The organism is Paraburkholderia sediminicola, from assembly GCF_046026895.1.
Lineage (GTDB): Bacteria > Pseudomonadota > Gammaproteobacteria > Burkholderiales > Burkholderiaceae > Paraburkholderia > Paraburkholderia sediminicola_C.
Map to the genome: position 1 here is coordinate 115,181 of NZ_JAQQEU010000003.1, position 14,599 is coordinate 129,779.

Annotated in this window: 12 protein-coding genes and 1 pseudogene; 11 read left to right on the top strand and 2 right to left on the bottom strand. The window is 64.0% G+C overall.

The features are described 5' to 3' along the window. Positions 1-53 precede the first annotated feature (53 nt). Complete coding sequence (locus tag PQR02_RS03485; protein ID WP_408225506.1) at positions 54-1,520, top strand: MFS transporter; 1,467 nt, start codon at positions 54-56, stop codon at positions 1,518-1,520. A gap of 322 nt (positions 1,521-1,842) precedes the next feature. Beyond that, positions 1,843-1,992 (top strand): annotated as a pseudogene (locus PQR02_RS03490) (porin); the annotation flags it as partial. A 35-nt stretch (positions 1,993-2,027) separates the two neighbouring features. On the opposite strand, the gene PQR02_RS03495 reads toward PQR02_RS03490, so the two are convergent. Then, positions 2,028-2,375, bottom strand: a complete 348-nt coding sequence (locus PQR02_RS03495) for a winged helix-turn-helix domain-containing protein (RefSeq protein WP_408225509.1) — start codon at positions 2,373-2,375, stop codon at positions 2,028-2,030. Between the two features lie 109 nt (positions 2,376-2,484). Here PQR02_RS03495 and PQR02_RS03500 point away from each other — a divergent pair, with 109 nt between their 5' ends. The 4 genes from PQR02_RS03500 to PQR02_RS03515 all read left to right on the top strand — a co-directional run bounded on the left by PQR02_RS03500 (position 2,485) and on the right by PQR02_RS03515 (position 6,656). After that, positions 2,485-3,159, top strand: coding sequence for a hypothetical protein (locus PQR02_RS03500; RefSeq protein ID WP_408225512.1), 675 nt, complete (start codon positions 2,485-2,487; stop codon positions 3,157-3,159). Positions 3,160-3,430: 271 nt separating this feature from the next. Beyond that, on the top strand, positions 3,431-3,847 hold the full coding sequence (locus tag PQR02_RS03505) for a hypothetical protein (protein ID WP_408225515.1): 417 nt from the start codon (positions 3,431-3,433) through the stop codon (positions 3,845-3,847). A 494-nt stretch (positions 3,848-4,341) separates the two neighbouring features. Then, positions 4,342-5,301 carry a carbon-nitrogen hydrolase family protein gene (locus PQR02_RS03510; protein WP_408225518.1) on the top strand — a complete coding sequence of 320 codons (960 nt, stop codon included), beginning with the start codon at positions 4,342-4,344 and terminating at the stop codon, positions 5,299-5,301. Positions 5,302-5,363: 62 nt separating this feature from the next. Continuing rightward, the gene (locus PQR02_RS03515; RefSeq protein ID WP_408225521.1) at positions 5,364-6,656 is read left to right on the top strand and encodes an MFS transporter; all 1,293 of its coding nucleotides are present in this window, start codon (positions 5,364-5,366) and stop codon (positions 6,654-6,656) included. A 98-nt stretch (positions 6,657-6,754) separates the two neighbouring features. On the opposite strand, the gene PQR02_RS03520 is transcribed toward PQR02_RS03515, so the two are convergent. Next, on the bottom strand, positions 6,755-7,669 hold the full coding sequence (locus tag PQR02_RS03520) for a LysR family transcriptional regulator (RefSeq protein ID WP_408225524.1): 915 nt from the start codon (positions 7,667-7,669) through the stop codon (positions 6,755-6,757). Positions 7,670-7,848: 179 nt separating this feature from the next. Between PQR02_RS03520 and PQR02_RS03525 the strand changes: the two genes are divergently transcribed. Genes PQR02_RS03525 through PQR02_RS03545 form a run of 5 tightly spaced genes read left to right on the top strand, consistent with a single transcriptional unit; the run spans position 7,849 to position 14,537 of the window. Next, entirely contained in the window at positions 7,849-9,894 is a 2,046-nt protein-coding gene (locus PQR02_RS03525) for a hydantoinase/oxoprolinase family protein (RefSeq protein WP_408225527.1), read from the top strand. A gap of 16 nt (positions 9,895-9,910) precedes the next feature. Continuing rightward, positions 9,911-11,653, top strand: coding sequence for a hydantoinase B/oxoprolinase family protein (locus tag PQR02_RS03530; protein WP_408225530.1), 1,743 nt, complete (start codon positions 9,911-9,913; stop codon positions 11,651-11,653). Next, positions 11,650-12,789, top strand: coding sequence for an NAD(P)/FAD-dependent oxidoreductase (locus tag PQR02_RS03535; RefSeq protein ID WP_408225533.1), 1,140 nt, complete (start codon positions 11,650-11,652; stop codon positions 12,787-12,789). Before PQR02_RS03530 ends, PQR02_RS03535 begins: the two co-directional genes overlap by 4 nt. Continuing rightward, positions 12,776-13,111: a (2Fe-2S)-binding protein gene (locus PQR02_RS03540; RefSeq protein WP_408225536.1), complete on the top strand. Its 336-nt coding sequence runs from the start codon at positions 12,776-12,778 to the stop codon at positions 13,109-13,111. The genes PQR02_RS03535 and PQR02_RS03540 overlap by 14 nt, the downstream gene beginning before the upstream one ends. Before the next feature lie 7 nt (positions 13,112-13,118). Beyond that, positions 13,119-14,537 (top strand): FAD-dependent oxidoreductase, encoded by a 1,419-nt coding sequence (locus PQR02_RS03545; protein WP_408225813.1) that lies wholly within the window; start codon positions 13,119-13,121, stop codon positions 14,535-14,537. The last annotated feature ends 62 nt before the right edge of the window (positions 14,538-14,599 follow it).

The window sequence follows — 14,599 nt, forward strand, 5'->3', positions numbered from 1 at the left end:
GGACCGGAGTAAGCGCTGAAGCGCTAACTCCGGTCGACAAGGAGACACACAACATGGCATCCCCAGATCACGCGGGCTCCGTGGCGCGCGGCAGCCGCGACGCTGCATACCCGGCCACGAAAGACAACACGACAGCCAACACCGCCTCACTCGACGCCGGCAGCATTTCGGCACGCCTCGACCGGCTGCCCGCTACCCGCTCCATCTGGAAGCTGGTGGTGCTGCTGAGCCTCGGCTTCTTCTTCGAACTCTACGATCTGCTGTATTCCGGCTACGTCGCGCCGGGCCTCGTCAAGAGCGGGCTGCTGAGCGCGACCACCCACGGCCTGTTCGGGTCGACCGGCGTCGCGAGCTTCATCGCCGCGTTGTTCAGCGGGCTCTTTATCGGCACGATCGCGTGCGGCTTCTTGGCGGATCGCTTCGGACGCCGCGCCGTGTTCACGTATTCGCTGCTGTGGTACACGGCCGCCAACGTCATTATGGCCTTTCAGCAATCAGCTACCGGGCTGAATTTCTGGCGCTTCGTTGCAGGAGTTGGCATCGGCGTGGAACTGGTGACGATCGGCACATACATCTCCGAACTGGTGCCCAAGGATTTTCGCGGACGCGCGTTTGCGTGCGAGCAGGCAGTCGGATTTACGGCAGTGCCGGTGGTGGCATTTTTGTCTTACCTGCTCGTGCCGCGTACATTCCTCGGCCTGGACGGCTGGCGCTGGGTCGTGTTGATCGGCGCGCACGGTGCAGTCTTTGTCTGGTGGATTCGTCGAGCATTGCCGGAAAGCCCGCGTTGGCTCGCACAGCAGGGACGTCTGGCAGAAGCGGATCGCGTGATGACCGAACTCGAAGCGAAAGTGCGCAGCGAATACGGCCGCGAGTTGCCGCCGCCCGCGCCGCCGGTGCCGGTTGCGCCGCGCGGCAGCTTCCGCGATATGTGGGTGCCGCCGTACCGCAGCCGCACGGTGATGATGACCCTCTTCAACATCTTCCAGACGGGGGGCTTCTACGGATTCGCAAACTGGGTACCGACACTGCTCATCAAGCAGGGCATCACGATTACGACGAGCCTGATGTACTCGAGTGTGATCGCCTTGGCTGCGCCAGTAGGTCCGGTTATTGGGCTTTTCATCGGCGACCGCTTCGAGCGCAAGACGGTGATTGTGGTGATGGCTGCCGTGAATATTGTCTGCGGGCTGTGGTTCAGCCAGGCATCGGGCGCGGTGCTGCTGGTGAGTCTCGGCGCATGCCTGACGCTGGCGGGCAATATCATTTCGTACAGCTATCACGCGTACCAGACCGAACTCTTTCCAACCAGCATTCGCGCGCGCGCGGTGGGTTTCGTTTATTCGTGGAGCCGGTTTTCGGCTATTTTCACAGCCTTTCTGATTGCTGCCGTGTTGAAGCAATTCGGCACGACCGGCGTGTTCGTGTTCATCGCAGGCGCGATGCTGATCGTCATGCTGGCAATCGGGTTGATGGGACCGCGTACGAAGGGTATTGAGCTGGAAAAAATATCCCAGTAACTTGGAGAGACGAGTCTGTGAGAAGGCTGCTTACAGCGGCCGTAATAATCGCTCCCAGTAATGGGCCAGCTTGAACTGGCATTGGCGGCGACGCCCGCTCGCACGTCCGTTTGTCGGGCGCTGTCGGATCTGAACCGGCGGCTCGGTTCAGCTACCGGGAAAACGGCTGCACGGGTCAGTCGATCTGCGTCGTCGCGGCGTCGGCGCCAAACCGCCGTCGAAACTTTGCCACTGTTTTCGTGAGCGCTTCTGGCAAAGGGCAAATAAGAGCGTAACTGCCTGCTCCCGACGGTGCAGGACGGCTCGCCGTCGCGAAGAAATTTTGGTTGAGACTGCTGAATACGAGCTGTCGAGGCGCACCGAGATTTACGGCACAGTAGATGTCAACAGGGTGACGGGTGCCGCAGACGTGGAATTGCCTGGACGCGGTAACCAAACGAGTGTTGCGATAGGGATGCGGAGTTTCTTCTGAACTGATAGTGTCGGTTAAACCGACAGATGGAAATGTCAGGTTCCCTTCGCCGCTTTGGCAAAGGCTTCTCCGAGCTTGTCGAAGTGCTTCAGCGCAGCCTGTGTGAGTTCGATCTGCTTGCGACGAGCGTCTTCCGTACCGGTGAGTTGCAACCAGCCCTTTTCTCGCATCGATGTGATTCGGGCATGTAATGTGGCAGGCGACCCCAGTTCGCTTTGCGCCATCATGTCCCGTACTGACAGACGGTTCTTGGTCTGTGTTGCGCGAGCTACAAACTCAAGTATCCGCTCTTCGAGCGGATCGAGCGCGGCAAGCGTAGGCAAGCCGCGCAATGCCTCGGTCAGTTGCAGGAATCGCAGGTAGATATCAGCAGGACGTGTCATTGCTTACGCACTGTTGAGGATAGGCTGTTGAAGACAGGCGCTCGCGGGATGACATGCAGGCGCGTTATGATTCGCTCGATAATAAACAATGGAAGGATAGTTTACCGCAATGTCTAGCTTACGATTGCATTTCTGGTCGATTATTGGCACCGTGATCGTGTTCTGTCTGTCGCTGTGGATCAACCAGGTGGTGTTCACGCACACCTCTTTCGTGCAAGGCATCAACTGGATATACCTTCCGTCTGGCGTGCGACTGCTGAGCACGCTGCTGCTCGGGTTCGACGGTTTCGTGGGTTTGCTGCTCGCTGGTTTGCTGACGGACTTTCTTTACTGGTTTCCCCATGACCCGGTGCGCGCCATCGCGGGCGCAATCCTCGGGTCACTGGCACCTTATGCCGTCTACCGGCTCGCACTAGAGTTCTACGACCTGCGCGCCACGCTGACCAATCTCACGCCCAAACGGCTGCTTGTCCTGGCGGGTGCGTATTCGGTCGCCAATCCGCTATTCCATCACTTGTGGTTTGCGCTGACCGGTACGACGGAGAAATGGTTCGAGAGCTTCTTCAGCATGTTCGTAGGCGACCTGACGGGCGCGCTGATCATGCTGTATTCGATGAAGGGAATTCTTGCCTTATTGCCGAAACAGCCGGGCAATTCTCGAAGCGGGTTCGCCGGTTACGGCGGCCCAATACGTCGACGCCATCGTGAGTTTCTGCCTGCGCCTGCAGACGTTCCCCTGAGCGCGGCGTGCCCCGCGATGATGTGTTGCCTGGCCTGCGCGTGACCCACTACCGGCAGCGCGCCGTGATTGCTTACCCTGTGGATCCCGAGGTGCTGTCAATCGTTGGGGTGTTCTACGGCGGACAGGCTTGGGAACCGTCTTTCGCAGACCCGACGGAACACGACCACTGATGAAGCGCCCGCACCGTGGTCGCCGGCGCGAGCGGTCGGCGCGTAATCAGCGAGTCAGTCGATGAGCGCCGCAGGAAATCGAGAAGCACGCTAGATGGATTAATCTCGTCAGCCTGACCAGCCACCTGTTCTGAACCGGACGGATGCAGCTCGATATTTTCAACGACAGCCGCGACCTGATGCTGCGCAACGATGTCCTATCAGCGTTGCAGCAGTTCGATGCCGCGGGCGCGCGGCGCGCGCTGCAGGCCCTTGCGAACGAATATCCGGACGACGGCACCCTGGTGTATTTCGGGTCGATCGTCAATGCGCTCGAGGCGCGATCGACGGTACCGTTTGAGCGTCACGAAGCCGCCCTGCAGGCTCGCCAGGCGCTATCTGACGAAGTCCAGCCCGCAGTCGCGCGTGGTATGCCCGAGGCAGACGGGGGCCACCTGGCTCGCCCCGCTCTGGGCAGAATTGGCCGCACGCGCCGCTGGGCTGCCTTTCCGTTCGGACTACGCGGATGCGCACGCTGCGCCGCTCTTCCTGCTTGCTGCACGCTGCGCCGAGGCGTCTGATGCAATATCGCGCATCGCGTCCTGGCGACGGATTCCAGCGCCGCTTTGCTGGATGACGGAGGCAAGCTACCGGCTCGATGGCCTGGACGCGGCCTAGCCGTTGCTGGCGGAGCTGGCGTGGTTTTCCGCAACGAGACACACGTCGCACACGGCATGAGTCAGACGGCCGCCATGCGACGCCACCTTCCAGTGCGTTCGACGGGACGTTGATACAACGCCTGGTGCCTACAAATGCGGTCGATAGGGCCATTTATGGCAGTGGTTCGGTCCATGGTTTTGGCGAGCCTATGATCAGCCCGTTCGCTCACTGTCCCGCAACTCCTGGCGCGGCAAAGACGCCGTCTGAGCGGTGAGTTGCGACGCACGCACGACGCGCATCGAGCCTCGAAAAACGCATGAACCGGTTATTTCCGTGGTAAATGAGCTGGCCGGTTACGTCCCGAGGGAAGCGGCTCAACGTTCTCCAACACCCCTATTAGCGCAGGAATACCCGCATGAAAGTAGCCGTGATACAGGCCGCGCCCGTTCCCTTCGAGAGGGCGGCGACAATCATAAAAGCATGCACCGCGATCGACGATGCCGCGAAACAGGGCGCACAGCTCGCGGTCTTTCCTGAAGCGTTCGTGTCCGGCTATCCGTATTGGTCGATGTTCGTGCAGGCGTACGATCTCAGAGGCTTGCGCGAGTCGTCGCGCCCCGTCATCGAACTGGGCCGGAAGCTGGTTGCGCAAGCAGTGAACATCGACGCGGGAGATCTGGCGCCGATTCAGGAGCGATGCCGCGACAAAGCCTGCTCCGTCGTGCTTGGCATGAACGAAGTAGCGGGTGGAACGCTGTACAACTCGCAGGCTTTTATCGACGCCTCGGGCGTCATCGCGGGTGTGAGACGCAAGCTGCTGCCTACGCTGCAGGAAAAAATGCTCTATGGGCAAGGCGACGGCAGCGACCTCAGCGTGTTCGAACTGGGCGGCCGGCGCGTCGGCGGATTGATCTGCTTCGAGAATATCAATCCGTTATTCCGTTACGCGCTGCAAGCCCAAGGGCAGGAAATCCACGTCGGCGCCTGGCCAGGAGGCGCCCATTGGTCGCTCGATGCGATGGACGCCGCAGCGCGCCAGTACGCGATCGAAGGTCAGTGCTTCGTCCTTTCGCCAACCGCCGTGCTCACTCAGGACATGCTCGATGTTTTGGGCGAATTCGGTGGAGCCGACTTAAAGCTGGGCGGCGGCGCGTCGTCGGTGGTCGCGCCGAATGGCAAGTACCTTTGCAGAGCCACGGCTGACACCGAACAGATTCTGTTTGCCGACCTCGATTTTCAGTTGCTCCGCGACATGAAGCGACTGGTGGACGGCGCCGGACATTATTCGCGACCCGACGTGTTGAGACTGCTGCTGGACAAAACACCCAAAACGTCGCTGCAGCCATTCACAAGCGCGAATTTCACAACGAACTGATCAGGACCTTTCCCGGGTCTTATCAACATGAACTCAATCCATTGCATCACAGGAGTATCGGCATGAAGCGGTCGCTTTCGCTTGATGATTCGACGCCGACGAACGTGGTCGACGGAGCGCAACCGGCAGACGTAACGCGCTATCGGCGCGTCGTGGCCGCGTCCGCGCTCGGCTGGGGACTCGACGGTTTCGATCACACGATGTTTGCGCTCGCGCTCGGCGCGATTCTGACGTCGCTCCATTTATCGATCGGGATCGGTGGCACGATCGCGACGGCGAGTCTCGTTGCCTCCGCCATCGGCGGCATGTTCGGCGGTGCGCTGGCCGACCGCTATGGCCGCGTGCGCGTGCTGGTGTGGGTGGTGGTGGGCTTCAGCGTTACGACTGCGTTGACCGCGACCGCACAGAACGCCACGCAGCTGGTGCTGTGGCGCACGCTCGAAGGGTTGTGCTTCGGTGCGGAGTGGCCGGTCGGCGTTGCGCTGTTGTCGGAATATGCGCGCGCCGAAAGCCGCGGCCGATTGATGGCGTTCATGCAGAGCGCCTATTCGGTCGGTTGGGCCGGATCGACTATCGCCAATTTTGTGGTGTTCTCGCTTGCGCCGGCCGAAACTGCATGGCGTTGGCTGTTCATTCTAGGATTGCTTCCAGCTCTCGCGATCTTCGTCATTCGTCGTGGCATAGAGGACCGCGTCGATCCGGCGCGCACCGGCAAACCGCTGAATCCATTTCAGGGTATTGCCCGGCTGTTTCATCGGGACCTGCGCGCGGCGACGCTATCGTCGACCGCGTTCCTCGTCGGCATCCAGGGCAACTACTACGCGATTATGTCGTTTCTGCCGCTATATCTGGCCACGGAACGCGGCCTGCACGTCGCGGGCACGACCACCTTCATGTTGATCCAGATTGTCGGCGGCTTCATCGGCTACATTGGCAGCGGCTTCTTTCACGACCGATTCGGACGCCGGCCGACCCAGACCACGGCGATCCTGTTCTCGATGTCGAGCGTGGCCGCATTTCTGTACACACCCGTGCAATCGCTGGCGATGGGTTATGTCCTGGTGTTCATGGTCGGCATGAGCATCTCGTCGGCTGCGGGCGGGCTCGGCTCGATTCTCTCCGAGCAGTTTCCGACCACAGCACGGGGGGCCGGGGTAGGCTTCACTTATAACGTCGGGCGCGGCGTAGCGGCTTTCGGTCCGATGCTGATCGGCTTCATGTCGAGCCGCTATGGTCTAGGCTGGTCGATGATGGTCGTCGGCATGTGCCTGTCGTCGCTTTCGACGATTGCACTATGGACGCTGTCCGAGACCCGGGGCAAGGATATCGTTCACGACACGGGCGCCCGGCAGTAAGCCGCTTTCAACAATCATGGTCCCGCGCTCCATTCATTCACCGCGGGACCGTGATTGTGAGGTGAATGTTCACGACCCCGGTTCATCGTCGTGACTTCTCACCCACGTTGAGTATTCCCCTGAAAACGCCGCGTGACATATTGGCGAAGCCACGCATGCCCCGGGTCGTTCTGATAACGCTCATGCCAGTAGAGCGAGATCTGGATGGGCGGCACCGCGAGCGGCACCTGCCGGATCACGAGTCCATGGCCGCCTAGCATCTGCGCGACTCTCTGCGGGATATTGGCAATCAGATCGGACTGTGCGACGACGAACGGCGCGGCCAGGTAACTGGATAGCGTCATGTTCACCCTGCGCCGCTTGCCAAACTGTTCCAGCCGCCGATCGAGCAGTTCTCCGGCATTGCGGGTGTGCGCCGCCAGATCGATATGCCCATAGTCCAGCCATGCGTCGAGATCCCATTCGCGGGTCAGGCACGGGTGGCCTTCGCGCACCACGCACACCACCGGGTCATCGAACAGCGGCCGCATTCTCAGCGTGTCGGCTGGCTCGGGATAGTAGCCCGCAACGAATTCCACGTGATTCGACTCCAGCATCGCGAGCCCGTGATGCGGCCGCGCGGCCAGCACGGTCAGCGCGATGTGCGGCGCGTCCTGCGCAAGCGTCGATGCCAGCGCGGGCAGCAGCGCGAACTGCACATAGTCGGTCGCATACAGCGTAAACGCGCGGCGCGACTCGGCCGGATCGAAGTCGAGCCGGTCGAGCGTGACGTCGAGCCATTGCTCGACGAGCGGCTGGAACTGCTGCCCGAGCGCGATCGCGCGATCGGTGAGGCGTGCGTTGTTGCCTTCGCGGATCAGCAGCGGATCGTTGAATACCCGCCTGAGCCGCGATAGCGCCGCGCTCATCGCCGATTGCGTGATACCGAGCCTTTCGGCCGCGCGCGAAACATTGGCGCAGCGCACCAGCGCATCGAGATGCAGCAGCAGGTTCAAATCCGGGATTTTTTCCATGTCCTACAAATTTGGTGGATACGGGTATTTATGGCGGCGCTTAGCCGTTGCCGGCAATCGCTTTAGCATGCCTTCACTGTCTCGCCGATATGGAAGCTTAGCGCAACTCAAAAGATCTTTTGCGCCGGGGCCACATTGTCGGGAGACGAGCATTGACTTCTCCAGCAAGGGCTTCAACCATGTATCGAATCGGCATTGATGTCGGCGGCACCTTCACCGACTTTGTGGTTACCGACGAACGCAGCGGCGAAACCGTCTTCCACAAGGTTCCGTCCACCCCGCATGACCCATCGGAAGCGATCGCGAGCGGCATCGAGGCGCTCCTCCAGATGCGCGGCATCGATCCGCGCGACGTGTCGCACATCGGTCACGGCACGACCGTCGCGACCAATTTGATCATCGAGCGCAAGGGCGCGGCGACCGGCCTCATCACGACCGCCGGGTTTCGCGACGTGCTGGAAATCGGTCGTCAGACCCGTCCGCATCTTTACGACTACAGCGTCGGCAAGGCGCCCGCGCTGATCGCCCGCGCCAACCGCCTCGAAGTGCCGGAGCGCATCGACGCGCAAGGCAACGTGCTCGTCGCGCTCGACGAAGCCGCGGTGCGCGACGCCGCGCGGCAACTACGCGACGCCGATGTTCAGGCCGTCACGATCTGCTTTCTGCATGCGTACCGAAATCCGGTGCACGAGCAGCGCTCGCGGGAGATCGTCGCCGAAGAATTCCCGCAAGCGTATATCAGCATCTCGAGCGACGTGCTGCCCGAATTTCGCGAGTACGAGCGCCTGTCGACGACCGCGCTCAACGCGACGGTCGGCCCGAAAATGGCGCTGTATCTCGAGCGTTTCCTGAACCGCGTACGTGAGCTGGGCGTCGCGCGCGCGCCGTCGACGATCCATTCGAACGGCGGTCTCATGTCGATCGATACGGTGCGCCAGTTCCCGGTGCGCACCTGCCTGTCCGGCCCGGCGGCGGGCGTGGTGGGTGCCGCGGCGGTCGGGCGCACGATCGGCTTTCGCAATCTGGTCACGTTCGACGTCGGCGGCACCAGCACCGACGTATCGCTGATTCACGACGGCATGCCGCTCTTCACATCGACGCGCGCGGTCGCCGGCTATCCGGTCAAGACGCCGATGGTCGACATCCATGTGATTGGCGCGGGCGGCGGCAGCATCGCGGCGATCGACGACGCCGGTTCGCTGAAGGTCGGCCCGCACAGCGCGGGCGCGGTCCCGGGTCCGGTCAGCTACATGCGCGGCGGCACCGAGCCGACCCTCACCGATGCCGAAGTCGCGCTGCAGCGTTTGAACCCGGTCGCGTTGCTCAACGGCCGCATGCCGGTCGATGCGGAGGGCGCGCGCCGCGTGATCCGCGACCGCATCGCCCAGCCGCTGTCGCTCACGACCGAAGATGCCGCCGAAGGAATCATCCGCATCGCCAACGCGAACATGGCGCGCGCGATCCGTTCGGTGTCGACCGAACGCGGCTACGATCTCGCCGAATTCGCACTCTACGCGTTCGGCGGCGCGGGCCCGCTGCACGCGCTGGAAGTCGCGCAGGAGTGCGGGATCGGCACGGTGATCGTGCCGCAGGAACCGGGCACGATGTGCGCGCGCGGCATCCTGCTGTCCGACATCTCGTTCGACTTCGTGCGCAGCCGGATCGCGCTGATCGACGCGCACACATGGCCATCGATCGTGGACGCGTTCGTCGGCTTGCACGCGCAAGCCGACGCATGGCTCGATCAGGAGGGCGTGAACGCGGCGCAACGCAGCTTCGTGCTGGCGATTGACGCGCGCTACGTCGGACAGAATTTCGAAGTGCAGGTGGCAATGGACACGGTGGGCGCCGCGGATCTGGCGGCGTTCGAAGCAGGCTTTCGCGCCGCGCACGTGCGCGAATACGGCTATGACGTGCCGGGTCGCGCGATCGAGGTGATCAATTGCCGCCTGAAGGCAGTCGGCGCGGTGCCGAAGGCGCCGCTGACGCCCGCCGGCGCGAGCGGCGCCGATGCGAGCGCGGCGCGCAGCGGCGAACGCGGCATCTATCACGGCAAGCGTCACGGCTGGCAGTCGACGCCGGTCTACGATCGCGCGCGGCTCGCGCCCGGCGCGACGCTGCAGGGGCCGGCCGTGATCGAGGAGATGAGCTCGACGACGGTCCTTGCTCCGACTCACGCGTTGCGTGTCGACGCCTACGGCAACCTGATCGTCCGGGTCGCCTGAACCACAAAGGTCAATCATGAATTCCACGCCTCTCACCGAAAGCCAGTTCGATGCGCAGCAGGAAGCGCTCGCCGATCCGATCGAAATGGAAGTGTTCGCCAACCGGCTACTGTCGATTAGCGAAGACATGAACAACACATTGGTTCGCTCGTCGTTCTCGACCAACATCAAGGAGCGTAAGGACTGCTCGGTCGCGCTGTTCGACGACCGTGCGCGGCTCGTCGTGCAGGGCACGCAGATTCCACTGCACCTCGGCTCGCTGAACGGCGCGGTCAATGCGGTGCTCGCACACTATCCGGCCGATCGCATTGCGCCCGGCGACGTGTTCATCTGCAACGATCCGTATCTGTCGAACGGCAGCCATCTGCCGGATATCAACGTCGTCACGCCGGTGTTCGCCGATGGCGAGCTCGTGTTTTTCGCCGCCAACGTCGGCCATCACGCGGACGTCGGCGGCACGGTGCCGGGCTCGATCGCGGGCGGCTCGCGCTCGATCTTCGAAGAAGGCATCCGCATTCCGGTCGTGCGTATCGTGCGCAACGGCGTGCTCGACGAAGAGATGCTGCGCGTGCTGTGCAACAACACGCGCGACCCCGAAGAGCGTTCGCTCGATCTGCGCGTGCAGATCGCAACCAACGCGCGCGGCGCGCAGGCGGTCGCGGGTTTGATCGCGCAGATGGGCATCGCCGCGGTGCGCCGCTCGGTCGACGACGTGATCGGCTATACGCGCCGGCGTCTGCTCAACCGGATTTCGGAACTGAAGCAGGGGGTCTATGCATTCGAGAGTTTTCTCGACGACGACGGCCTCGGCGGCGGCGAGCCGGTGCCGATTGCGGTCAGCGTCGAAGTGCGCGGCGGCACGCTGCGCTTCGACTTCACGGGCTCGGGCAAGGAGGCGCGTGGCGCGATGAACCTGCCGGTGAATGCGTTGCATGCGTGCGTCTACTACGCGGTCAAGGCGTTGCTCGATCCGGAATTGCCTGCCAATGCAGGCCTTTTCGAACCGATCAGCATTTACGCGCCACTCGGCACGATCACCAATCCGGCGCCGCCCGCGGCGGTGGGCGCGCGATCCATCACCGCGCAGAAGGTGGCCGGCGCGATCTTCGGCGCATTTCGCGGCGTGCTGCCGGACGAGCGAATCATGGCGTCGTCCAATGACTGCTGCCCCGCGATCGTGTTTTCCGGTCCGCTGCGCTCGCGTCCGGGCTCGTTCGTCTATCTGGAGACGCTCGGCGGCGGCAGCGGCGCGCGCTATGACGTCGACGGCATGGACGCGGTGCACGTCCACATGACGAATACCTCCAACCTGCCGGTCGAGGCTCTGGAAAACGAATATCCGCTGCGCGTCGACGAATATGCGCTGATCGCGGATTCGGGCGGCGCCGGCCGCACGCGCGGCGGCCTCGCGATCGCCAAACAGATCTCGGCGCTGGGCGAGGGCATCGTGTTCTCGGCGCGCTCGGACAGTCACGTGACGGGCGTGGCGGCGGGCGTCGCGGGCGGCCATGACGGCCGGCGCGCGCGCCTCGTGAAGGAAGCGAACGGGGCGAGCACCGAGCTGTCGTCTAAGACCGCGAACATCGCGCTGGCGAACGGCGAAAGCGTACGCCTCGAAACGTCCGGCGGCGGCGGCTATGGCGCGCCGCTCGAGCGCCCACGCGGGTCGATCGAACGCGACGTGCGCGACGACAAGATCTCGCTCGAAGCGGCGCGGCAAGCATACGCGTTCGCTCTCGCGCCGCAGGAGGCGCAGTGAGCACGCGTCAAAGCGCCCACACGCGCTTTGCCGTGATCGGCGGCGGGCTCGTGGGATCGGCCATCGCCTACGGGCTTGCGCGGCACAACGAGGAGGTCGCCGTGTTCGACGAGGGCGATCTCGCGTTCCGCGCATCGCGCGGCAACTTCGGGCTGGTGTGGGTGCAGAGCAAGGGGCTCGGCATGCCGGAGTACGCGCAGTGGACGCTGCGCTCCGCGTCGTTGTGGCCGGCGCTGGCGAACGAGCTGATCGAATGCACGGGTGTCGATCCGCAGCTCGCGCAGCCGGGCGGCCTGCACATCCTGTTGTCCGACGACGAGTTCGCGCGCCGCAAGGCGTTCCTTGAAAAGCTGCACGGGCAGCCGGGCTTCCCGACGTATCCGTATCGCCTGCTCGACCGGGCGGAGCTGAAGTCGATGTATCCCGGCATCGGGCCGGACGTGGTCGGCGCGAGCTACACGCAGTACGACGGACACGCGAATCCGCTGCGCCTGTTGCGCGCGCTGCATACCGCGTTTACGCAGAAGCGGGTCGTGTACCGGGCGAATCACGCGGTGGATCGCATAGAGCCGCTGGACAGCGGCTTCGCGATCCACGCGGCAGGCAGCCGCTTCACCTGCGAGCGCGTGGTGATCGCAGCCGGTCTCGCCAATGCGCAGCTCGCGCCGATGGTCGGCCTCGACGTGCCGGTGCGTCCGCAGCGTGGCGAGATCATCGTGCTTGAACGGATGAAGCCGTTCCTGCGCCATCCGATGCTGACGCTGCGTCAGACCGGCGAAGGCACGGTGATGATCGCCGAAGCGAAGGTAGAGGCGGGCTTCGACAAGAGCACCGACATGGGCGTACTGGGCGCGCTCGCGCGGCGTGCGGTGCGCTCGTTTCCCGCGCTGGCCGAGGCGCGCGCGGTGCGCATGTGGGGCGCGCTGCGGATTCTCTCGCCAGACGGTTTTCCGATCTATGCGCAGTCCGAACGGCATCCGGGCGCGTTCGCGGTGACCTGCCACAGCGGTGTGACGCTCGCCGGCGCGCATGCGCTCGACCTCGCGCCGCAGATCGCCTCGGGCGAACTCGACGCGAGCGTGCGCCCGTTCACGCCGCAGCGTTTCGCAGAAGGAGTGACTTATGTTCCGCATTAGCGCGCAAGCGCAGATTCCGCTGGAACGCCGGACCGTGTCGTTCATGTTCGAGAACACGATAGTCCGGGCGTTCGAAGGGCAGACCATAGCGCAGGCACTCGTTGCCGCCAACGCCGGGCGCTGCCGCACCACGCCCGTGAGCGGCAGTTCGCGCGCGCCGTATTGCCTGATGGGCGTGTGTTTCGATTGTCTCGTCACAGTGGACGGCAAGCAGAACCAGCAGGGCTGTCTCGTGCCGGTGCGCGAAGGCATGCGCGTAACGATCCAGCATGGCGAGCGGCTGTTGTCGCCGGAAGGTCGAGGAGAAGCCGGTGAGAACTGATTCGCATATCGAACGACACTACGACGCGTTGGTCGTCGGCGCCGGGCCGGCGGGCATGAGCGCGGCGTCGAACCTCGCGGAACGTGGGCTGCGCGTCGCGGTGATCGACGAGCAGACCGCGCCCGGCGGGCAGATCTACCGCGCGGTCGGCGCGAGCCCGCTGCCGGCGCGCGCAATACTCGGCGAAGACTATTGGCATGGCGAAACGCTATTGAGGCGCTTCGTCGGGAGCGGCGCGGCGTATCTCGCGCAGACGACCGTCTGGCAGATCGATCGCATAGGCGAGTCGTGGCGCGTCGCGGTGTCGACGGCGGGTAAGTCGCGCCTGCTGTTCGCCGCGCACGTCATACTGGCGACCGGCGCGCAGGAACGTCCGGTGCCCGTTCCCGGCTGGACCTTGCCGGGCGTCATGACGGTCGGCGCCGCGCAGGTGCTGCTCAAGACCACCGGCGCGGTGCCGCAGGGCGCGACGGTGCTGGCCGGCTGCGGGCCGCTCCTATGGCTGTACGCCGCGCAGGTGCTGCGCGCGGGCGGCCGCATCGATGCGCTGCTCGATACGACGCCGCGCAGCCAGCGGCGCGCGGCCATCAAACATGTCTTCGACTTCCTTCGCAGCGACTACCTGAAGAAGGGCGTATCGCTGCTGAGGGAAGTGAAGCGCCGCGTGAAGGTCATCGGCGATGTCGCGAGCTTCGCGGCGACGGGCGCCAATGCGCTCGACGGCGTGGACTACACGCTCGCGGACGGCACGCGCGGCCGCCTGCCGGTCGATACCTTGTTGATACATCAGGGCGTGGTGCCGAACGTGAATCTGTCGAACGCGCTTGGCTGCGCGCACGAATGGAACGACGCACAGGCGTGCTGGCAGCCTGTGCTCGATGCGTGGCTGCAGTCGTCGCAGCCAGGCGTGTTTATCGCGGGCGATGGCAGCGGCATCGGCGGCGCACGTGCGGCCGAAACGCAAGGCGAACTCGCGGCGCTGCAAATCGCGCATGTCGCCGGTGTGACGAACGCCGCGTCGCGAGACGATGCCGCCCGCGCCGTGCGTGCGCGTCTCGCCCGCGCGCTGCGCGGCCGAGCCTTCTTCGAAACGCTGTATCGGCCCGCCGACGCCATGCGCATCCCGCGCGGCGATGTGGTCGTGTGCCGCTGCGAGGAAGTGACGGCACAGCAGGTCGTCGAGGCGGCCAGGCTTGGTTGCAGCGGGCCGAACCAGCTCAAGGCGTTCCTGCGCTGCGGGATGGGCCCGTGCCAGGGCCGCATGTGCGGACTGACCGTCTGCGAACTGCTGGCGCAGGAAAGCGGGACATCGGTACGCGAAGTGGGCTACTACACGCTGCGTTTTCCGACCAAGCCGCTCACGCTCGCCGAAATCGCGGCGTTGCCCGCGACCGAGGAGGGAGAGAAGTCCATCGTCACTGCATAAGTTTCATCCGGGCGCCGCCGGTGCGACGCCTGATTTCATCAACCCGGTGGTCTCAAAGTAGA

What these genes read in the sequence shown, in the direction of transcription:
- PQR02_RS03485 (WP_408225506.1), top strand. Translation starts at nt 54, where the DNA reads ATGGCATCCCCAGATCACGCGGGCTCCGTGGCGCGCGGCAGCCGCGAC.
- PQR02_RS03530 (WP_408225530.1), top strand. Translation starts at nt 9,911, where the DNA reads ATGAATTCCACGCCTCTCACCGAAAGCCAGTTCGATGCGCAGCAGGAA.
- PQR02_RS03515 (WP_408225521.1), top strand. Translation starts at nt 5,364, where the DNA reads ATGAAGCGGTCGCTTTCGCTTGATGATTCGACGCCGACGAACGTGGTC.
- PQR02_RS03505 (WP_408225515.1), top strand. Translation starts at nt 3,431, where the DNA reads ATGCAGCTCGATATTTTCAACGACAGCCGCGACCTGATGCTGCGCAAC.
- PQR02_RS03540 (WP_408225536.1), top strand. Translation starts at nt 12,776, where the DNA reads ATGTTCCGCATTAGCGCGCAAGCGCAGATTCCGCTGGAACGCCGGACC.
- PQR02_RS03520 (WP_408225524.1), bottom strand. Translation starts at nt 7,669, where the DNA reads ATGGAAAAAATCCCGGATTTGAACCTGCTGCTGCATCTCGATGCGCTG.
- PQR02_RS03525 (WP_408225527.1), top strand. Translation starts at nt 7,849, where the DNA reads ATGTATCGAATCGGCATTGATGTCGGCGGCACCTTCACCGACTTTGTG.
- PQR02_RS03495 (WP_408225509.1), bottom strand. Translation starts at nt 2,375, where the DNA reads ATGACACGTCCTGCTGATATCTACCTGCGATTCCTGCAACTGACCGAG.
- PQR02_RS03500 (WP_408225512.1), top strand. Translation starts at nt 2,485, where the DNA reads ATGTCTAGCTTACGATTGCATTTCTGGTCGATTATTGGCACCGTGATC.
- PQR02_RS03510 (WP_408225518.1), top strand. Translation starts at nt 4,342, where the DNA reads ATGAAAGTAGCCGTGATACAGGCCGCGCCCGTTCCCTTCGAGAGGGCG.